General features: G+C 42.4%; 14 protein-coding genes. 8 read left to right on the forward strand and 6 right to left on the reverse strand.

Annotation, left to right across the window (positions count from 1 at the left end; genetic code table 11):
* Window positions 1-346: 346 nt before the first annotated feature.
* From Q399_RS0110125 to Q399_RS0110135, 3 genes are all read right to left on the reverse strand, one after another.
* Window positions 347-3241: a hypothetical protein gene (locus Q399_RS0110125; RefSeq protein ID WP_031568240.1), complete on the reverse strand. Its 2895-nt coding sequence runs from the start codon at window positions 3239-3241 to the stop codon at window positions 347-349.
* A gap of 166 nt (window positions 3242-3407) precedes the next feature.
* Window positions 3408-4166 carry a plasmid recombination protein gene (locus Q399_RS0110130; protein WP_031568241.1) on the reverse strand — a complete coding sequence of 253 codons (759 nt, stop codon included), beginning with the start codon at window positions 4164-4166 and terminating at the stop codon, window positions 3408-3410.
* 90 nt (window positions 4167-4256) lie between these two features.
* Window positions 4257-4649, reverse strand: a complete 393-nt coding sequence (locus Q399_RS0110135; RefSeq protein WP_031568242.1) for a hypothetical protein — start codon at window positions 4647-4649, stop codon at window positions 4257-4259.
* A 423-nt stretch (window positions 4650-5072) separates the two neighbouring features.
* On the opposite strand from Q399_RS0110135, the gene Q399_RS0110140 reads away from it, so the two are divergent.
* From Q399_RS0110140 to Q399_RS0110170, 7 genes are all read left to right on the forward strand, one after another.
* Window positions 5073-5669, forward strand: a complete 597-nt coding sequence (locus Q399_RS0110140; protein ID WP_031568243.1) for a restriction endonuclease subunit S — start codon at window positions 5073-5075, stop codon at window positions 5667-5669.
* Window positions 5669-6943: an N-6 DNA methylase gene (locus Q399_RS0110145; protein ID WP_031568244.1), complete on the forward strand. Its 1275-nt coding sequence runs from the start codon at window positions 5669-5671 to the stop codon at window positions 6941-6943. The genes Q399_RS0110140 and Q399_RS0110145 overlap by 1 nt, the downstream gene beginning before the upstream one ends.
* Window positions 6944-7009: 66 nt before the next feature.
* Window positions 7010-8647 (forward strand): type I restriction-modification system subunit M, encoded by a 1638-nt coding sequence (locus Q399_RS0110150; protein ID WP_031568245.1) that lies wholly within the window; start codon window positions 7010-7012, stop codon window positions 8645-8647.
* Complete coding sequence (locus tag Q399_RS0110155) at window positions 8647-9879, forward strand: restriction endonuclease subunit S (RefSeq protein WP_031568246.1); 1233 nt, start codon at window positions 8647-8649, stop codon at window positions 9877-9879. Before Q399_RS0110150 ends, Q399_RS0110155 begins: the two co-directional genes overlap by 1 nt.
* Window positions 9876-12590 carry a TrlF family AAA-like ATPase gene (locus Q399_RS0110160; protein ID WP_031568247.1) on the forward strand — a complete coding sequence of 905 codons (2715 nt, stop codon included), beginning with the start codon at window positions 9876-9878 and terminating at the stop codon, window positions 12588-12590. The genes Q399_RS0110155 and Q399_RS0110160 overlap by 4 nt, the downstream gene beginning before the upstream one ends.
* 8 nt (window positions 12591-12598) lie before the next feature.
* Window positions 12599-15784 (forward strand): type I restriction endonuclease subunit R, encoded by a 3186-nt coding sequence (locus Q399_RS0110165; protein ID WP_031568248.1) that lies wholly within the window; start codon window positions 12599-12601, stop codon window positions 15782-15784.
* Between the two features lie 700 nt (window positions 15785-16484).
* A complete protein-coding gene (locus Q399_RS0110170) occupies window positions 16485-17018 on the forward strand; it encodes a GIY-YIG nuclease family protein (protein ID WP_031568249.1) in 534 nt (177 codons plus the stop codon).
* A gap of 417 nt (window positions 17019-17435) precedes the next feature.
* Here Q399_RS0110170 and Q399_RS0110175 read toward each other — a convergent pair whose 3' ends face one another.
* From Q399_RS0110175 to Q399_RS22525, 3 genes are all read right to left on the reverse strand, one after another.
* On the reverse strand, window positions 17436-19106 hold the full coding sequence (locus tag Q399_RS0110175; RefSeq protein WP_157836273.1) for a DUF3987 domain-containing protein: 1671 nt from the start codon (window positions 19104-19106) through the stop codon (window positions 17436-17438).
* An 87-nt stretch (window positions 19107-19193) separates the two neighbouring features.
* Window positions 19194-19538 carry a hypothetical protein gene (locus tag Q399_RS0110180; protein ID WP_031568251.1) on the reverse strand — a complete coding sequence of 115 codons (345 nt, stop codon included), beginning with the start codon at window positions 19536-19538 and terminating at the stop codon, window positions 19194-19196.
* Window positions 19539-19589: 51 nt separating this feature from the next.
* Window positions 19590-19766 (reverse strand): helix-turn-helix transcriptional regulator, encoded by a 177-nt coding sequence (locus tag Q399_RS22525; RefSeq protein WP_157836274.1) that lies wholly within the window; start codon window positions 19764-19766, stop codon window positions 19590-19592.
* A 124-nt stretch (window positions 19767-19890) separates the two neighbouring features.
* Here Q399_RS22525 and Q399_RS0110185 point away from each other — a divergent pair, with 124 nt between their 5' ends.
* On the forward strand, window positions 19891-20673 hold the full coding sequence (locus Q399_RS0110185) for a hypothetical protein (protein ID WP_157836275.1): 783 nt from the start codon (window positions 19891-19893) through the stop codon (window positions 20671-20673).
* The last annotated feature ends 89 nt before the right edge of the window (window positions 20674-20762 follow it).

The raw sequence follows: 20762 nt of genomic DNA on the forward strand, positions 1-20762 counted from the left end.
CTGATTACCTCTCATTACATTTAGGCCAAACTAAAATCCAGTACTTAGCTCGTCGATTTTCTCGAATTTCTCCCCCCAAAAAATTATACATAAATCGCGAATGTAGTCACTTTGCGCTGCCTTGCTAAGTTTAGTAAGCAGCGGCAAATGTAACGTGGTTGCTATTGGTCGTGGCAGCCACAGTTCAGTCACAAAATAAATGCTGTATTAAGCGCGCTGAACGATTCTTGAGTAACCAAGCATTTCTTGAGGAGGCCCGTTTTTTTCCGCTTAGCAAATTCTACAAATTGAGATAAACCGGCCACAAAATTGTGGACCGGGTTAATTGACTCTTGCAACTCAGAACTCAGCCGTCAATCATCCAGCCGTTGAGTTCCAACCAAGCGGATTCGAGGTCTTTTAAGTTTACTTGCAAGTTCGGATTGTTCTTTACCACGAGCGTCCAAGCAGCGAATGGACTTATTCCAGCAAAAAGGCCTCCTTCGCTAAAGTCCGACTCTAGCAGATCACCTTGACCGGTGACGCTAGGGAATCCGCGGAATAGCATAGATTTATGCGTAAAAGTCTTGGAAGTACCATCGGCACGATAGATTCTCTCGCTTCCCATATGAGTGAGTTCAACTGGGAGATATTGCTGACCAGGCGCAGCCTTAGCTCCAATTAAAGACAGCTGGCACCCCGTAATTCTAAGTCCAGGGGAGTTATCAAAAATCGTTCCGTAAAATTCATGGTTGTGCCTGATCGTGAAAGTAAGTATGCCGGTTTTCTTGAACATTACCCAAGTGTCCTTCGCGACCAGTTTTTGTAGATCAATTTTAAACAATCCCGGTTTTAATGGCCGCTTATGCTGTGATTGCTCCTTCCACGATGCCCATTTTGACTTGTTTTGCAATACAGCCCCCATAAGATCTGCTACGTTGATCGCCGAAATTGGAGCATCTTTTATCTCAACCATATAATAGTTCAGGGCTTTTCTTTCAGCATGGACCAGTTGAGCTGCCAGAGATAGCGTGTCGCGATACAAGCGGCTCATCATGCATATTAAGTAAGGCTCAGCGGGGTCGGACTTGGCATTTAAGCCGCTCTGAATACCATCCACAATTCGATCAGCAGCCTCCAACTGGGCACGTATATCTATCAACTGCACTAGCATCCCATTGTAGTCGACGATAGCCTGATTTCTAGCTTCCACGGCAGCCAAGTAGTCATATCCAGCTTCCTTATATTCTGAAGCTTCTGGCATTTCAGCGTATTCCTCAGCAACCCGATCAAACTGTTCACGCTCCATCCTAAATTGTGGTAATGACATTTGCTCAGGGTTAAGCTTACTCACAGCCCCCTGGATTGATTTAATTGATTCGTTAACAGTTTTGGCTTCCTTGCCAATAGTTTTAAGGTCTTCCTCCAGCACACTCTTACTGTTCCACAATGATTTCAGTGTACCGTCGGTAGCTGACATGTCATTCCACAGCTTAGCACCAGCACCAGCGGCGCCAATAAGAGCCGCCCCGCCGGTGGCCACCCCAGCGACAATCGTACCAACAGCCATCAAGGAACCAACGAGGTCGCACTCCTTGTTCTTCGATTGGATGACAGCGTCCAACTTGTCCCGCGCCGCAAGAAGCGTGTGCATCGTGGTATCAACGCGGCTATCTAAAACTGTCAATTCCTTTAAATGTCGGTGCGCTCGTGTTTTGCTGTCTTCGTAATATGCGAGAACATGGTTCTTGCGCGCGACAGCCTCATTCATTGAAGAGCGTAAAGCGCTGCGCTGCTGTTCTGGTACTTGACCTTCATCCCAATAACGATTGAATGTGTCCTCAATGATCTTTGCTTGGGGCAGGATGTGTTCCCGGAGCAGCTCGCCATATGCATAAAAAGAAAGTAATGGAACCTGCTCTTGGGTATATCCGTAAAAATCTAAACCCAAGTTAATTTTACGATTCATAGCAAAGGCTCGGGCATAAACTTCCTGCCTGAAGGATGAAGGTCGCTCGCCAGCATTTGCTATGTTCAAGAGGAAGGTCACCCTCTCAACCAGATCTGTGGCTTGTGCGTTGCCAGCTCGCCGGTAGTCGTTTTCGATAAGCAGCATCATAAGTTCAAGCCATACTTCATCTGCGTTCAAACTAAACTGTTCGTTAGTGATCACCTCTTGGCATTGTATGCCACTAATCTGTTCACCCGGCGAAGATTGACGAACAGATACCTCTGCCGCACGAGCATCTCCGATTGGGCCAACTATTCCAACCCGTCCTGGGATAACTTCTCGGACTCTTGTACTTGGTGCACACTGTCGTGGTCTGGGTGTCTTGTTGGTATCATTGTCCTTTGGAGCGAACCATTCTTGTAAATCAAAATTTACATGCACATATCTTGGATTCAGTGCATGAAGCGCCCGTTCTGTTTGAATCAAGCTCGCTATTGCAGCATCTTCGTGGCTAAGTATTTCCCCAGCAGCTAGCTGATCCGCCAATTCATAGTATTGCTCCAACTCAGCCAATGGATTAACAAAGTAAGGTTCACACCAGGGTTCCAGGACTTTAAGTTGGCCTGGAGGACCGCCGTCGCCTCCCTCTCCAGGTAGCCCTGGGTTGGCAAAATCCGATGGTTCACCTGCCGCGACGTCTGGCAGCCAAGTAACTGGTTCGCACATTAACTTCAAAGTTACGTTGCCACCTTTGCCCCCCATCGCTCGAACTCCAGGCAAACCAGCAGCGCCCCCTTGGTAACCTTGACTACCATCGATGCCTGTGCGATCGTCTCTCGACCTTTCAACAAATTGCCCCGCAGTCCCCGTTGCACCTTTAATACCGTGTCCACCATCTTCAGGTCTCCCGCCCTTTCCACCACGTGCAATTATAACGGGAACCCCAATCACCCTTGCGGCTAAAATAGTGACATCACCAGCGGATTGCCCAGAACCACCTGGCCGACCATCTATCCCCCAGGCTCCGGGCATATGGGCAGCTTCTTGTCTGATGCCTGGTTCAAAACCACTCCCCTTCCCCCCTGATGTGTCGATGGCACTATTGCTTTCAAAACTGAGCACTCGACACACAATTATAAGAGGGTGACCTTTAGTTGCTACACGGCTACGAACATTTACGGTATCGGCATAAACAACCGTCGCTTTGTTTTGCTGAATCACTTCATCGAGATTGATTGGAAGTGCCGATAGCATTTTAAATGATTTATCTGTGTCACGAGAAATAACCAGCTGATTCCTTCCTAAACCCATAGTTCTCTCCTTGATATTTTTCATGTAATTGAATGGACAGATGCAATTTTTTAAACATTATAGACGTACATTTGTTTTTTACTTTGAATCGTCACAAATAGGCTATGAAAAGCCGTAACTCACTACGGTTTTTGCTACGCAAAAACCACGTTCGCCAACACTATATCTAGTGTTGGTTTCGCGGCCTGTTCTGGTACAGTACATCGTCGCCATCTAAAGACATCTGCAGCTGCTCGTACTTTTGACGCCAGTAAGCGGCTTCATTCGACATTTCTTGCAAACGCTGTTCGTGATACTCAAACGCTTCGTCTGATAGATCACTAATCGAATTTTTCCATTTTTCCAATTTGACTGGAGAATTTTCGGGGGACTCAAGCCCCAAATTTTGACTAGCGATTTTTGCCAGATTCAGTTCCCGGTAAAACTCTTTCAGATCTTTATGTGAAGCTTTCGAACCTTGTACCCCCCGCTGAAGACCAGTACATTCCAAAGCTTTAGCGTATGACGTTTGCAAATTGGAGAGCTTTTTTTTGTTTCCAAAGAATCGATCAGAACTAAGTCTATATTTCTGCCAACGATCATTAAAATAGCTGACTGAGATACAGGCGTGGATGTGGAAATTCTGCTCATCGCAGTGAAGCACTGCGTTAACAAAATTATCACGAAATTGTGCTCGAAGCCATTTTACTGATATGGCTATCCAATCACGAATTTTCTCTTTTGCGTCAGGTGTGTACTTACCATCTGGTGTCCTTACCCATTGCGGTGAAAATGCTAATACCGCTTCAACGGCCAGTACTCCGTTTTTGCGCAAATCTTGCCCCGTATCAATTCCTATTTGCTCAAAATGTCGAAGTAAATCAGCCTTGATATCCGAGGTGCCAACTAGGCACCTATTCAGATGCCGTTTGCTAGGGATCGGCATTCGGCACTCTTTGGCGTCGGTAATTGTGATTGCTCATCGCAACAATCTCGTCCCAAGTTTTTCGTTTTTCAATTCGGAAAATTGCAAAATTCATAGTCCTTTTCCTTTTAAAAAGGCTGAGCGCAGGCATGAACCTGAATCTGATTGATTGGAGTTAGTGTCATCAGTTGTCAGCAACTTTGTTGCCATCAGCAGGCCAAGCAATTTGGCCTCACCTCCTGCGATTTGACAAAGTTCGGTGAACTTATTTTCGATTCTTTCGAGATCTGCAATTCGTTTTTCCTGGGATATCCTCATATCCAATAAATCCATCAAAGGAGCTTCCCAAAACTCTTCGCCCGCAGTCTGTTCACGAGGAATTATTATTGGAAAGTACTCACCAGTTTTTGACTCTGGGAAAAACACCCACAACTGTGCTCTTGTCTCACGCGCTCTCTCGAGCACGCTTGACACTGTTCGATCAGAATAGAATTCAAATTTCATAGCAACCTCCTTTTGGTCTTCACAGGCAATTTAGCCATCAAAAAAATGTTGTCAAGTAATTGTTTTTATTGAATTTAACCAAGATTCCACTCCTAAATTCGTTTGCATTTAGGTAGCTTAAATAAGATTAAAAAAATATTTTTTATTGGTGAGTACTCAAAGCCCAAAATTACAACTCTGAGGCTCACGAAGAGGAATACCGACGTGCTAAATCTCAGATTTAGCCCACTGGGTTGCCGAGAACTTCTATTAGAACTCCCCACCCGATTGAACCGATATTCACTCAACCTTCCTCACGCTTTTAAATTCGTTTTTTAAGTACGAATAAAATAATTTCAAAAAACTACTTGCATTCTTTTGGACGGTTGATCTACTATTAGTTCAACGAAACAATTCGTATGCAAAAAACGAAAGGAGATGCAAATGAAAACTATCGAGATGTTATGCAATGAACTAACTACTGGTGCTACAAATGCTCTGTTCGAAAAGAGTGAAAGCAGTTCTGAAGGCACGATGCTTTTACTGACAGGTAGCTCCGTTAATCAAAACGGTGAAATCGTTGAGCAACAACTTAGCCAAATCGAGATCGCAGAAGGTAAAGGTATTCAGCGCTTTCTCCTGCAAGAAGGTGATGTGGTGTTACTTGCGAAAGGTAACTCCATCAGAGCAGGCTATGTTACGGAACAGATTGCAAAGCTGAATGTAATTGCTTCTGCCAATTTTATTGTCTTAAGACCAAACAAAAATGAATTACTTGGTGAGGTGCTTGTCGCCTACTTTAACTCGCCAGTGGGTCAGAGCGTATTAGAGGCCGCGAGCACAGGCGCAGCAATTAAGAACATCAACTTATCAAACATCCGAAAGTTGGAGATTGAGCTCCCTTCGTTAAGTAAACAGCATGAAATTGCAGAGCTATTTCATGCAAGCAATCAAGCATATAGCGCCACAATCAACTTGGCTGAGCAACAGAAGAAAGTTGCTGTGGCTTGCATCGATCAACTTATGAAAGGAGCTGCATAATGGATACTCTTACAAAACAGTTATCGACATTAATGGATATCAGCCGTGGCGCAATGGAAGCGTCGCATACTCTGGAATTGATTGTTTATATTGCCTTCATTGCAAAAGAGAATCCTGAGTCCTTTCAAGCCATTGTAAATAGCGGCCATGCTAAACAACTAAACATGCTGGTAGAAGCAGGTCAGGCACTGACAGCAACTCACCCGGCAGAGGTTTGCGCAGCACCAAATCAGTACCGAATAGATGCAAGGATGATTAACCAGATTGTTTCTTTCATCGCTCAGGTGACTGACTTTGATGCCCTTGCTAGTGCCTTAAGAGATTTAAACGCACAAGCACTTGGTCGATTCGACGTGTCTTCAGCGAACCAGAACATGGAGAATATCTTCTCTGCTCTGATTGGTGATTGTAGCGAGAAAACTGTCTACGACGGTGCTTGTGGTTTAGCGAGAGTTGCGTCCAGCTTAAATCCTAAAGCTTTGTACCTCGAAGAAGTGAATCAAAGTACCTATTTGTCCGCATACCGACTTTTAACGCTGGAAAATAGACATTTTAGCTTGGTCAATACCAATTCACTGTTAGAGCCTGCCTTTGACCAAAAGCTGCAGTTCGATGTGGTTGTCATGGAGCCGCCAATGTCGCAAAGGTTCAGTGCTGACGAACGCCGGATGCTGATTGAGGCCCCTTTTATTCGTGTTCCCGTTGGCAAAGCAGTATCGGCAAACGCGGGGGACAGCCTATGGGTACAACAAGCTCTCAGTCATTTAAATGAGACCGGTAAAGCATACATTCTGTTGCCGCAAGGGATTTTGTTCCGAGGCGGTTATGATGCCAATGTCCGAGAGTACTTGTTGGAAAATGAACTGCTTGAAGCGGTTATCGGGCTTCCTGCATCTATTCTCGACGGTACAAGTATTCCACCCGTCATCTTGGTGCTGAATAAAAACAAACCTGCGGGCTCACCCGTTGTTTTTGTCGATGCCAGTGATATGGGGCGTGACGAGAAACATAGAGTCACGATTACCCAGCAAGACGCGAAACTAATCGCAGAGCTGGCAGCAGGCCAACGGGTTGATGATGAACGCTACAAAGCGGTATTCATCCCTGAAATTAGACAGAACAATAACGAGTTGAGTATTTCGCGCTATATCGACAAAGAGATTGAAGTCGAAGAATTGAATCTAGCGAAAGAATTAAAAATACTAAAAAGCTACCAAGCTGACTTTGATCAATCACAGCAACGGCTGACGCAATTACTCACCAAGTATCAATAATTTAGTTGTATTATTGCGCTCTAAACACCTAAGCGCTTTACAACATGGAAAAGAAGGAATTCAAACATGGCAGATTTTAAAAAGATTGAAGAATTAGAAAAGCGCTTATGGTCAGCAGCAGATTCATTACGCGCGAACACCGGTTTAACTGCACAAGAATACTCTCGCCCAATACTGGGTTTGATATTCCTCAAGTACGCAGAATATCGCTTCACGCAGGCGAAAAGTAAAATTGAACAGCAAGCCAGTTCACGTCGTCGTGGCAGTGGTGACATTCGATCTCAAGTTCAGGCCGAAGGCGCAATGTATGTGCCGGATGAGGCACTGTATACCACCCTGCTGGCATTGCCAGAAGGCGCAAACATTGGTGTTAAAGTCAATGAAGCGATGAAGGCACTTGAAGCCGAAAACGAAGCAATCAAAGACGCACTGCCTAAAACCTACACGCGTTTTGAAAACGACATTTTAAAAAGCTTGTTGAAGAACTTTAACGAGATCGACTTTAGTTTGGGTTCAGATATCTTTGGTCGTATTTACGAATATTTCCTCAATGAATTTGCCAAAACTGAAGGCCAAGGCGGTGGTGAGTTCTTCACACCCTCAGCATTGGTCAAGTTAATCACGGAAATTATCGAGCCCTATCATGGCAAGGTATTCGACCCCGCTTGTGGTAGCGGCGGTATGTTTATCAGTTCAGCTGACTTTGTGGCAAAGCATAATAAAAATGCCTCGGATGAGCTTTCTATCTTTGGCCAAGAAAAGACCGGTGATACCGTTCGTTTATCAAAGTTAAACCTTGCTGTGCATGGCTTACAAGGTGATATCCGTGAAGGAAACTCCTATTATGAAGATCCGTTTGAACTTGCCAAAGGTGATGTCATTAACGGTAAGCAACACGGCCAGTTTGACTTCGTTATGGCTAACCCGCCGTTTAACGTAAACGAAATCCAAAAAGACCGCTTAGAAGGTGATAAACACCGTTTCCCTTATGGTATGCCCCGCAACGACAACGGCAACTACCTTTGGATCCAAATGTTCTATTCAGCATTAAACCAAAAAGGCCGAGCGGGTTTTGTGATGGCCAACTCTGCCAGTGATGCCCGTGGCTCAGAGCAAGAGATCCGGCAAAAGCTGATTGAAGATGATGCTGTCGATGTGATGGTGGCAGTCTCCAGTAACTTCTTTTACACAGTAACTTTGCCATGTGCCCTGTGGTTTTTTGATAAAAACAAACCTGCACACAACAAAGATAAAGTACTGTTTATCGATGCACGTCACATTTTCCGCCAAGTCACCCGAGCAGTACGTGATTACAGCAGCGAACAACTGAACTTTATCGCCAATATTGTCCGTTTATACCGTGGCCAGGATATTGATAACACTTATCTTGAAACCCATCCAGATGTCGGAAACGATGGCAAGTTTACACTGGAAAACTACTTCAAAAATGACAAAGGCGAACTGACATATCGAAATATCGCTGGCTTGTGTAAAGTCGCTTCTAAGGCCGAAATCATTGAACAAGGCTACAGCTTAAATCCTGGTCGCTATGTAGGCGTTTCGGAAAGTGAGCAAGCAAGTGATGAAGATTTTGCAGCTAAGTTAACTTTGTTACAAGAGGAACTTGAGTTATTGAATTCTGAAGCGCACGAATTAGAAGCTTCTATTTCTGAGAATGTAGCCAACATCTTAGGAGCACTTTAATGGCTGAGTTAATTAAGGTTGGCAATCTCTGCGAAATAACCTCTAGTAAACGTATTTTTGCGAATGAATACCAAGAGTTTGGTATTCCTTTTTTTAGAGGAAAAGAAGTTACAGAAAAATATAATGGCAAACTTGATGTAACGACTGAATTATTCATCAGTGAAGGAAAGTACGTTGAGCTTAAAACAAAATTTGGCGTACCTCAAACAGGAGATATGTTACTCACATCTGTTGGCACACTTGGATCAACTTATATTGTTAAGGAAAGTGATAAGTTTTACTTTAAAGATGGAAACTTGACTTGGTTTAAAAACTTTAAAGGCCTAAATAGTCACTACCTGCAATACTGGCTTCAATCACCAGAAGGCCAAGGTCAACTCCGAAAGTCAGAGATCGGCTCATCTCAATCCGCTTACACGATTGCTAATTTGAAAGAAATGCACATTAGCTTGCCGCCAATTGATGAACAATTGCGTGTGGTCAGTTATATCAGTAAATATGACAACCTAATCGAAAATAACAACCGTCGTATCGCTATTTTAGAAGAGATGGCGCAATCACTTTATCGCGAATGGTTTGTTAACTTCCGCTACCCAAACCACAAAGATAACGTTGATTCAGAAAGCAAACAAAAACTCATCGACTCGCCATTAGGCCAGATACCAGTGGGTTGGAAGTTGAAACCATTAGGTGAGCTAGTTGAGTTCAAAAGAAAATCAGTAAAAAAAGGACGTGTGCCAGAACAAACACCTTATATGGGTTTAGAGCACTTTCCTAGAAAATCAATTGCATTGTCTGATTGGGAAGAAGTGTCTGAAATTGGCAGCGATAAGCTGGTATTTAGTCGTGGTGACATATTGTTTGGCAAAATTAGACCGAATTTTCACAAGGTTGGTGTTGCTCAAGTTGATGGCTTATGTTCCTCTGACACATTTGTCCTTTCTCCAAAGAAACCTGAACACCATTCATTGATCGCCATGGTTACATTTTCGAATGAGTTCGTTGCTCAAGCGGTGCAAACTGCACAAGGCAGCAAAATGCCGAGAGCGAGTTGGGATGTTTTACAAGACTTTACCGTATGCGTACCAGACACCAATACACTAAAAAGTTTTAACAGTGTAGTGGCACCAGCTATTGAGCAAATAAGAGTACTTAGCCTTAAGAATAGAAACCTTAAACAACAGCGAGATATGCTGTTACCAAAATTAATTTCAGGGACGATAAAATTATGAGCAATGAATATTTAGGGAGTCGCTGGTATAAGTTTGATTTTCATACTCATACTCCAGCTTCATCAGATTATAAGAAGCCTGAAGAGACAGAAACTGATTGGTTAAAAGCATTAATGGCAGAAAAAGTTGACTGCGTTGCTATCGCTGATCATGTATCTGGTGCTTGGATAGATCGATTAAAAGATACTTACGCAGGACTAGATCAATCAGCCGATTGGTACAGACCAGTTTTGTTGTTTCCCGCATGTGAGATAACTGTCAGTACAGGACAAGGTCGTATTCACATACTTGCGGTTTTCGACCCTAGTTGCGACTCAGCAAAAATTACCGCCGTGTTAGGGCAATGCGGAATTACTGAAGGCCATGGTGATGCGGAAAACACTTGTGCAACCGAATCCATTGATAACTTAATTGATATTGTAGATGCAGCCAATGGCATCGCAATTCCTGCGCACATTGATCGCACTAAAGGTTTACTACATGGCATTAGTAAAACCAATAAAGAAATCGAACGTTGGGTGAGTAAAATTTCAGCGGCTGAGTTTATTGACATAGATTTTCTGACTACCGTCAATCAAGAACTTGCCAACGCTTGTTCGCATTTAGCTAAGCTTCAAGGATCAGATGCACATGAATGTAGTCGTTTAGGTAAACGTTACTCGTGGATTAAAATGAGTCAGCCCTCAATTAGTGGTCTTAAGCTTGCCTTACATGATCACAATTTTTGTGTTGATAATGGCGTTGAAGATCCTAATAGCACTCCTGACTTATTTTTAAAAAATTTAAAAATAAATCAAATGCAGCATTGTGGGCGAATACCCGGTAATCCAACAACCTTTCACTTACACCCTTTATTTAATGCTGTCATTGGTGGTCGGGGATCAGGTAAATCTACATTTATAGAGTCGGTACGATTGGCGTTAGGCCGTGAAAATGAAGTCTCTGATCTTCCACTGATTCATGATGAAATATGCTCTTTCAAAAAGGGAGTGACCAAATCTGATACAGAAATTTTTGTTGAGTTGCAAAGGAGAAACGAGACATATCAAACTGTATGGAGACACAACACTGCTCCCTATATCAATAAACTACAAGGGGCTACTTGGGCTCCCGATAATGGACGCCCAGAAGAACGTTTTCACATTAGCTTGTATAGCCAAAAACAAATTAATGCATTGGCAGGCAACACTAATAGCCTCTTAGAAATTATTGACCGTTCAAGTGAAGTCAATCATTCTGCCTGGAAGTACAACTTTGATAACGAGTTGAACAAATTTTTAGGTCTTTGCAGGGAAATTCGACAGCTGCAAGTACAACTAAATAATAAAGGCACTCTTGAATCCCAGAAAGACGATTTAAATAGCGATATTGAAAGTTTCGAAAAAGGCGGCCATAAAGATATATTCCATGCTTATCAAACCTTTAATCTCGAAATGCAAAAGGTTGAAAAAGCAGCAGACGTTGCTGGTTTAATTGAGTCAATAGACAGCATGTTGTCTGAGGAATTTGCTGAGCTTACTCTTGTAGAAGAAGGTGTAGAAAAACCTGATTACGTCACCGAATTAGAGGAAATACAAACAAAATTCAAGGGTGATTTGGTCTCCGTCCAGACTGAACTTGAAAAGATAAAAGGTTTGATAACTAAAGCCAAGGAGGAGCGAGCAAACTCAATTAGACAATCGGGTTGGCATATCAAAGGTATGGAAAGTACACAAAAATATGAGCAAGTTGTTCAAGAGTATGCTGAAAAAGGGGAAGAGCTTAACCCAGAACAATACGAGAATTGGCTTAATCAAAGAAATAATATTAATAGTAAATTGGATGAGTTAAATACTGCTGAAGCTAACCTAACAGTAAAAATATCTCAGCGTAATAAATCACTTAACAAGCTATTTATTCTGAGAAGACGATTACAAAGATCTCGCCAAAAATTTATTCAAAACGTTATCGGCGGAAATCGTTATGTAAAAATGAAAATTTTGCCATTTGCAAACAAAACTGCGATTGAGAAAAAGTTCAGGGAGCAAATTGGAGTAGAGAATAGTTTTGCAACGTCTATATATCAAGATGATCAAACAAGCAGTCTGCTGTATGAATTGCTCTCTAAAGATTTAGATCTTAAGGATATTGCAAGTGAAGTTCACAAGTTAAAATCTGCGATCCTAACCTTAGCCTCAGGAGTGGATGTTCCGCAATATAGAATTGATAATCGGTTGAAGACTTTACTTGTACAAAAGTTATCACAACAACCTGAAATTTTTGACCGCTTAATGACTTGGTGGCCTGAGGACAAACTCGTTGTTGAGTATGCAAAAGATATTGTAAGAGCTAAGTTTGAAAATATAGAAAAAGGCTCTGCTGGGCAAAAAGCTGCTGCTATTTTAGCTTTTTTACTAAGCCATGGTAATAACCCGATAATAGTCGATCAACCTGAAGATGACTTAGATAATGCGTTAATTTATCAACTGATTGTGTCGCAAATTCATGAAAACAAAAAACGTAGACAGATTATCATGGTGACACATAATCCAAACATTGTTGTTAATGGTGATGCGGAGTTTGTAAATGTTCTTCATTTTCATGCTGGCCAAGTCCAAGTATTGAAAGCTGGTGGCTTAGGTGAACAGGATATTAGAGATCATGTCTGCGATATTATGGAAGGTGGTGCGGCAGCCTTTGATAAGCGTTACAACAGATTGAGATTGGTATAGGAACTTGTATGACATACACGGAAGATGCATTAGTAGAACAACCCGCGATTAACCTTTTCTCTGAATTGAACTGGGATACGGTAACGTGTTGGGACGAGGTTTTTGGTTCGCTAGACGATGCTCACCTCGCTGATAACCCGTTGTTTTTTGGCAGAGAAACCCGCAACGATGTGGTTTTGTTTGCCAGGCTAGAAGCTGCTCTACTTAAGCTAAATCCTGATGTTAATAAGCTAGTTATCCAAGAGGCTATCGACGAAATTGCACGTGATCGCAGTGCAATGACTTCGATAGCCGCGAATGAAGAAGTCTATCAGCTGTTAACTAACGGCTACGTGTACATTACCAATGCGGAAGATGAAGAAGATTGCGTGGTTAGATACATAGATTGGTCAGACGCCAGCAACAACGACTTCCTGCTTTGCAGTCAAATGAGTATTACCGGCGAGATTGAAACCCGTCGGCCTGATTTAATCGGCTTTGTGAATGGTTTACCACTTGTTTTTATAGAGCTTAAAGCAAGCCATAAAAACCTATTAACCGCGTATAAAAACAATCTCTCAGACTACAAAAAGACCATCCCTCAGCTGTTTGTATACAACCAGATCGTAATTCTCTCGAATGGCGTACAGTCAAAAGTGGGCTCGATATCCAGCCAATGGGAACATTTTGCGGAATGGAAAAAGATCGAAAGTGAAAAGGAAAAACGAAGGGTCAGTTTAGAGGTGGTGATACGCGGTGTTTGTGAACAAAACCGTCTGCTAGATATTATTGAGAACTACACGCTATTTGTTAAAGCGAAAAATACGGTTAAGATCATCGCCAAGTACCACCAATACTTAGGTGTGAATCAGGCGTTATCGGGCTTAAACAACGTTAAAGAACGCGCTGGGCAGTTAGGTGTGTTTTGGCATACTCAAGGCAGTGGTAAAAGCTATTCCATGGTGTTCTTCTGCAAAAAGGCCTTTCGCAAATACACCGGCAACTGGACCTTTGTGTTGGTCACAGACAGAACAGATCTAGACGACCAGATCTATAAAACCTTCAATTCAGCAGGCATTGTTACCGAAAACTGCCAGGCAGAATCAGGCGCTGAACTGAAGGCCCTACTTGGTGAAGATCATCGGTTTGTGTTTACGTTAATTCAAAAGTTTAAAGGCGATGAGAAAGGCAATTACCCTGTCCTCTCAGAGCGAACAGACATTATTGTGATTACTGATGAAGCACACCGCAGCCAATATGATTCGCTGGCTATGAATATGCGTAGTGCCATGCCGAATGCTTCATTCATGGCATTTACCGGTACGCCGTTATTGGCAGGCGAAGCAAAAACGCAGGAAGTGTTTGGTGACTACATCAGTATTTATAACTTTGCAGATGCTGTAGATGACGGTGCAACACTGCCACTCTATTATGAAAACCGTGTGCCTGAAGTTTCCGTATCGAGCGATACGCTAGGTGACGATATTGCCGAGCTACTCGATCAGGCAGATCTGACCGATGAGCAAGAGGCTCGCCTAGAGCATGAATTTTCCAATGCCTATCACATTATTACCCGAGATGACCGGTTAGAAACCATTGCCACTGATTTGGTTGAGCACTATATCAACCGCGACCCGTTTAAAAATGGCATGTTGGGCAAAGCGATGGTGGTGTCAATCGACAAAGCTACCGCCATTAAGATGTATGACAAGGTTCAGGCAGCTTGGAAAGCAAAGCTCAATAGCTTAAAGACGCAGGCCAAATATGTGTCTGGCAGTCGATTAAACAAACTGCAATTTCAAATCGCTCATATGGAAACAACCGATATGGCGGTTGTGGTGTCAGGTGGCCAAAATGACGATGAACGCTTAGCTAAAAAGGGGCTGGACTACAAACCTCATAGAGAACGCTTTTTAAAAGAAAAAATTGATGAGAAGTTCAAAGATCCTGAAGATAATTTAAGAATCGTATTCGTTTGTGCGATGTGGCTAACGGGCTTTGACGCCCCTTCTGTTTCAACGCTTTATTTGGATAAGCCGCTAAAAAGCCATACGTTAATGCAAACCATCGCACGCGCTAACCGTGTTTTTGAAGGCAAGGCTGCTGGGCAAATCGTAGATTACATCAATATATTCAGTGCCCTGCAACAGGCCTTAGGGCTATACGGCGGTGGCGTCACTGAAGGCGGTTCAGCGTATAACGTGGATAGCCCAGCAAGAGATAAATCTGAACTGGTTGCAGCTTTAGGCGTGGCTGTTAATGAACTGATTGTTTTCTTAAATGGGGTCGGTGTTGACCTCAATCAGATTGTATCGGCACCTGCAGATGGTTTTGCCAAGCTTTCACTATTGGATAATGCCAGCGAAATACTGCTTGATCCCAAAAACAAAGACGAGTTCACTGCATTTTTAAGACAAATCAACCGTATCTTTAAAGCGATCATGCCTGATGATACTGCAAACCAGTATGTGCCTTGCCGGATAGCCATCAATATCATCTATTCACAAATGCGCTTGAAATCTGGCTTATCCATCGATGATGAAGATGTGTTGGATGTTGTTCGTAACCAAGTAAATGAACTACTGGATGAGTCAATCTCAACCATCAAAATCCAGAGCAACTTACCGGAACCAGTGAACATTGCCAACATCGACTTTGATGCGTTAGCGGCAATGGTGGCGAAGGTTGAAAAGCCAAAACAATCAGATGCGGAAAAACTTAAAAACCTGATTGAGCGCAAATTGCAGCCCATGGTACTTAAAAACAAAACGCGCCAAGATTTACAACAAAAGTTTCAAGAGCTTATCGAAGCATACAATTTAGGTGCATATACCGCTGAAGAATTTTTCAATCGTTTGAAAGCGTTCATCACTGAATTAGAGCATGAAGATAAACGTACGGTCCGTGAAGGTTTAACGGAAGAAGAACTAGCCGTGTACGATTTGATGGTTCAAAAGGCCCCTTTAACCGAGAAAGAACGTAACCAAGTCAAAGCAATTGCCAAAGAGCTCACCGAGAAGATGAAAGAAATTCTGGTCATTGACTGGCGTAAGAAACAGCGCACCAAAGCCAGAGTTAAAAACTTGATAGAGGAAATTTTAGACAACTTACCTGAGTCCTATGACGACGACTTGTGGCCTAAAACCTGTAGTGAAGTCTTCATGCACATTTTTGAGAAGTATCCTGGGCAAGGGCAAAGCCCGTATGCGCATTGAGTTCCCGAACCAACTGAAATAACCTATTCTATGAATTGAAAAATAAGGCTATTTCCAAGTCTGCTGTTCAACCAAAAAGCACTGACCAGCATAGACCTCGATGCTTATAGAACAATTTGAAGCCCCACAAAAAAACACTGACATTACTGACAAATCCACAGCTTAGCTATTGAGCATGAATGGAAATGTCAGGTCAGGCTATTTTCAATGTATGCTGGGCAACCAAAAAGCACTGACCAGCATAGACCTCAATGCTGATAGAAAAATTTGAAGCCCCACAAAAAAACACTGACTTTACTGACAAATCCACAGCTTAGCTATTGAGCATGAATGAAATGTCTGCGTCAGGCGGTTATCACCCCTTATCAGAACCTGCCTGATGTAATTTAAGGAATAGTGGCAAGGAGCATTTAAACACCTGTGTTAATCATCTAGTGGTTTACTGAAAAGTCTCAGTAATAGCTGATAATAAAGCTAGCGAAATTAGCCTAATTTACTAATATCGGGGCTTTTATATGGTTTAGTGATGGGAGATTACTCAGACTTCTCAGTAATCTCGTAAATTTAAAGTAAATTAAGTGCTTATCCGACTTCTCAAGTCATTGATTTTCGGTAAACTCATTGATATGAATTAATTTTGCCTTTCGAATATTACTGAGAGGTCTAAATAATAACTGTTAGCCATTCATGGAGTATCAATTTGGTAGATAATAAATTGGAGCTGAAGATAGCAATCGACAGTTTTAAGAGCGCGACTGATAATTTTATCCAAAGTTTGTCCTTTTCCACGCCTGAATTATTCGAAAATCAAATTGAGAATAAAGGTTTAGAAATATCAGGGGTTTACTATATTGAGATCCGGAGTGAAAAATTTTTACGTGAACGCCAAGCTGACTGGAAGAGACAGTTTATCTCTTTTTGGGATAAAACAGAGTTTCACGCAACATTCACCCCAAAAAGTAAGAAAAAACGGCTAGATGCTCATAAATCCATGAGGGAGTGGACTCCACTATACATTGGTAAGAGTGAGAATATAAAGAAAAGATTAAACGACCACAAGACGCTTAGATTAGATCAAAGAACTCGTGGGCTTAAATTAGATGCTAGAGGCGTATACGAGCACGATTGCTTTCGAGTATCACATATAGAGATAAGTATGGATATTTACAATTATATATCGGCAACGGTTGAAAACCATTTCCGCAATACAATCAACCCTCTAGTGGGTATATGAATACTAACAAGCGTATTAAGTATGGGACGCAAAGCACTTGGCTTTCGCTACTTCGACGGTAATTCTAGCCAAGTATATGTACGCCCCTTATGCGGACTTTCTCTTAACACCTAAAAGCAGACTTTGATGCCTGCACATTGAAATATCCGCTTTTGGCACATAGCCACTATCCGCTGAAGTGGTACTTTCCATGAAAGTGGTGGTGCGATTGATTTGCAACACGTGGTAAGGGCAGGTTGCAATGAGGTGGTAAATTAAATGCAATTAACTACCTATTAAAAAACACTGACATTACTGTCAAATCAACAGTTAATCTATTGAATTGACAGTAATGTCAGTATCTCTTTCAGCGGGTACAATAATCTGCATCAACCAAGTTGTTTATCCACAATCGATATAAGCTTGGGATGCCGTTTCTTACTTGTATCGAACACTCGGATGAAGTTCGTAACGTAGCAAACTACGCCCGTTTTGCCCATAGCATTTTATAGAACGAACATACCCATGTTCCTCGAGTACGTCTAACGCTCGTTGACATTCATCTCTTTGAGTTAGCCCTCTCCACTTTTTCCTGCAAAGTGTACGAAAATCAAACTCTTTTGGAAGTTTTTGCAGATTTTTGAGCAATATCAGCGCTGGTTCTATCTCGGCCTCCATAGTCAGCAGTCCTTGAATGCGACGATTGTGAGACATCAACAAATTTGATAACTCAATAGCCTTTTGAAGTTGCATCAGTCCTACTACAGCACTAGGAACAAATTGCATGTGGTCTTCAGCGCTCTCAGCTTCAAAAAGTAGCTGCAAAATCAGACTTAGTTTAGCAACTAGTGATGGGTATTTACCCATAACCGCTTGGTCACTAATATCTGCATGCTGCATCATATCACACTGCGCACTAGCCCAAGTATTCCATAGATTTTGTGCCTCTTCGGAAAAGTTGAACGTCAGACGGATGCCATTTTCGTACAAAGATGCTAGACAACAAAATACATGCTGCATTTTATTTAACAGTTTTGGATTGTCTTTATGATCGGTGTACTTCGCAGTGGTATCATCATAAATGATCATTTGAAACCGTTCGAAAAAACCGTCGTTGCTCTCACCACCGGCACGTCCCTGAAGCAATGGGCGTAATCTATCCGGTTGAATGCAACCAAAAACACACACAAAGAAGTCTTCTAGTATAACTGGGGGACGTGACACTCGTTTCTGCACGAAATCGTTGTTACCAGCAAATCCCTCGGTATACAAGGCTCGTTCTTCAGCATGTTCACCACGTTCCATTTTGGATAACCACCCATAAATTTCATCGCGAATTACAATACAGCCGTTGGGATTTTCTTGCAGGTGCAACAGAAGTGCTTCAGGGGTGCAATCTTGAACAATAACATTTCGAGGGGGAACCTTAATCGGAGGAGAGTCTTCAGAATCATGTTCACATGCCTCTGCAGCTTCTTTATCGCGCCGAATTTTGTTGCGATCGATAACTTTTTTTTGCGCAAATTTTAGTAGTCGATGACCTACGCCCATAGTTCCACTTTTGTTTTTAGACGGGTCCCCGATATTTAACCCCCAAAGTGCTTGCGACACGACCCATGATTTATCAAAGCGCTTTGGTGCTAAGTTGCATGATGTACCGATAAGTGCAGCTGCACAGGTCAATGTTGACACCATAACAAATTCCGGAGAAGCATTATTAAATCGATATGCCTGATCGGTACAAAAATCATACAGCGTATGGGTCAACATCGAAGGCTGTAATTCCATCACTTGCCTAAGTCCTTTTTGCAGCGGTCTAATTACTGGCCATTCCTGGCACCTCAGTTCTGCAACTGCAAGCGATTTTGTTTTAGACACACAAGAATCTGAAGGTAGCTCCGTTTGCTGTGACTTCGCCGGTGGCCACGCCTGAAAAGTCGGCTCTGCAACAGCAGATAGTTCTGCCGTAGGCTCACCAACAGCTGAAAATAGATCCGTTTGCTGTGACCTCACCGGCGGACACTCATGAACCTCCGGCTCTGTAACCGCGAACAGTTCTGCCGTAGGCTCACTAACAGCTGAAAATAGATCCGTTTGCTGTGACCTCACCAGCAGACACTCATGAACCACCGGCTCTGTAACCGCAAACAGTTCTGTCTTTGGCTCACTAACAGCTGAAAATAGATCCGCTTGCTGTCACCTCACCGGCGGACACTCATGAACCACCGGCTCTGTAACCGCAAACAGTTCTGTCTTTGGCTCACTAACAGCTGAAAATAGATCCTCCTGCTGCGTATTCACCGAGGGCCACGGCTGAACAGTCGGCTGCTCTACAACAGCAGATAGTTCTGCAGTAGGTTTGCTAATAGCTGAAAATAGATCTGCCCGCATAGCCTTTACCCTGGGCCATTCCTGAACAGGTTTCTCTGCAATCGCAAACAATTCTGTTTTAAGCTCACTGACAGCTGAAGATATTCCGGCAAGAGTAGTCTTAAGTGCTTTGCGCTGTCTTCGCTTAAACAAATTTAAAATACAGTCCATCTTAATTTCCTTTTAATAACGATGCGGGGAGCACCAGCATCCATTCCCAAACTAACGAGACTCGAGCCAATCGTTGAGCACCTCTGCCCTCCAACCAATAAATCGCGGCCCAAGCACGATTGGCTCTGGGAGAATTCCTTTTTTGCGCCACGACCACAGCGTGGGTAAACTGACATGCAGTACTTCTGCGAGTTCTGCCGGACGAATGATCGGTTTAGTAAATGTCATTTGGTTTCCCTCCTAATAACGACGAAAGGAATGTACCTTTTTTTTTTCAAAAACGTGGAAGATGTTACACAACCATATTAACATTAGAATGGAGATAGCAGCATTTCACAGATAGGAGATGGTCTTGCTGAATACAATCGATGAGACTTTTTTTTGCTGTCTTTGCTGGAATTCAACAGAAGACGTTTACCCATCCATGACAAAAAATAAATTGTTTTGCAAAGATCACTTGTGTTCAGGCGAGACAAAGAAACAGAACTTTCGAGACAAACGTTTAATTATTCGCAGCTTAGCTAATAAAAATCATTTTTTGCCAGACGGTATTCACGGAGCAGAGCTATATAGACATCTTTCACGAAATCTAACAAAACTGTCTATTGATCCCTCGATCTTGATTAAAAATGACGCATTCAAAGAGCAGGATTCACTGCTATCAACTGAATTTCGCAACTTAATCAGTAGATATTACCCGATAAGTTTTAAATGCATAAAAGCATGTTTCAATTTGCAAAATGTCGATGAATTGGTTCGTTCCATCGTCTCAGAAGTGTCGAAACCATCAAACTCTAACTCATTAAACAAAAAAGGAATCGAGCAAAGTCCAAAAGCCCTGAGGCAATTATCATCCCCTGCTCTACTGATTCACATGCTCGCGAGACATGAGGCGTTTCAATTAATACATGAAACACCTGTTAAGCGTGGACCGAAGAAAAAATTCCATCGTGACGAGACTCTACGAGCAAAAATCTCTCAACTGTACAGAGGTTTTATTGAAACCGGAAACTACAGATGCCAAAGCAGAATTGCAGAACAACTTGGCATATCTACAGCTCGAGTCTCAATTCTTATGAAAGAATTGATTCGAGAAAAAAAGCTGACAAGAAATATGACACAAAATAAAAATTGAATATATAATTTATTTTTTATTGCTGTTTTTATTTATTTTTTTAAAAATTAACAACGAGAAGATCCAGAACGTGGAGTGATGGCTCCGGC

This window comes from Rheinheimera texasensis DSM 17496 (genome assembly GCF_000711985.1).
GTDB lineage: Bacteria > Pseudomonadota > Gammaproteobacteria > Enterobacterales > Alteromonadaceae > Pararheinheimera > Pararheinheimera texasensis.

What these genes read in the sequence shown, in the direction of transcription:
- Q399_RS0110145 (WP_031568244.1), top strand. Translation starts at nt 5,669, where the DNA reads ATGGATACTCTTACAAAACAGTTATCGACATTAATGGATATCAGCCGT.
- Q399_RS0110150 (WP_031568245.1), top strand. Translation starts at nt 7,010, where the DNA reads ATGGCAGATTTTAAAAAGATTGAAGAATTAGAAAAGCGCTTATGGTCA.
- Q399_RS22525 (WP_157836274.1), bottom strand. Translation starts at nt 19,766, where the DNA reads ATGACATTTACTAAACCGATCATTCGTCCGGCAGAACTCGCAGAAGTA.
- Q399_RS0110130 (WP_031568241.1), bottom strand. Translation starts at nt 4,166, where the DNA reads ATGCCGATCCCTAGCAAACGGCATCTGAATAGGTGCCTAGTTGGCACC.
- Q399_RS0110165 (WP_031568248.1), top strand. Translation starts at nt 12,599, where the DNA reads ATGACATACACGGAAGATGCATTAGTAGAACAACCCGCGATTAACCTT.
- Q399_RS0110135 (WP_031568242.1), bottom strand. Translation starts at nt 4,649, where the DNA reads ATGAAATTTGAATTCTATTCTGATCGAACAGTGTCAAGCGTGCTCGAG.
- Q399_RS0110160 (WP_031568247.1), top strand. Translation starts at nt 9,876, where the DNA reads ATGAGCAATGAATATTTAGGGAGTCGCTGGTATAAGTTTGATTTTCAT.
- Q399_RS0110155 (WP_031568246.1), top strand. Translation starts at nt 8,647, where the DNA reads ATGGCTGAGTTAATTAAGGTTGGCAATCTCTGCGAAATAACCTCTAGT.
- Q399_RS0110180 (WP_031568251.1), bottom strand. Translation starts at nt 19,538, where the DNA reads ATGGACTGTATTTTAAATTTGTTTAAGCGAAGACAGCGCAAAGCACTT.
- Q399_RS0110125 (WP_031568240.1), bottom strand. Translation starts at nt 3,241, where the DNA reads ATGGGTTTAGGAAGGAATCAGCTGGTTATTTCTCGTGACACAGATAAA.
- Q399_RS0110140 (WP_031568243.1), top strand. Translation starts at nt 5,073, where the DNA reads ATGAAAACTATCGAGATGTTATGCAATGAACTAACTACTGGTGCTACA.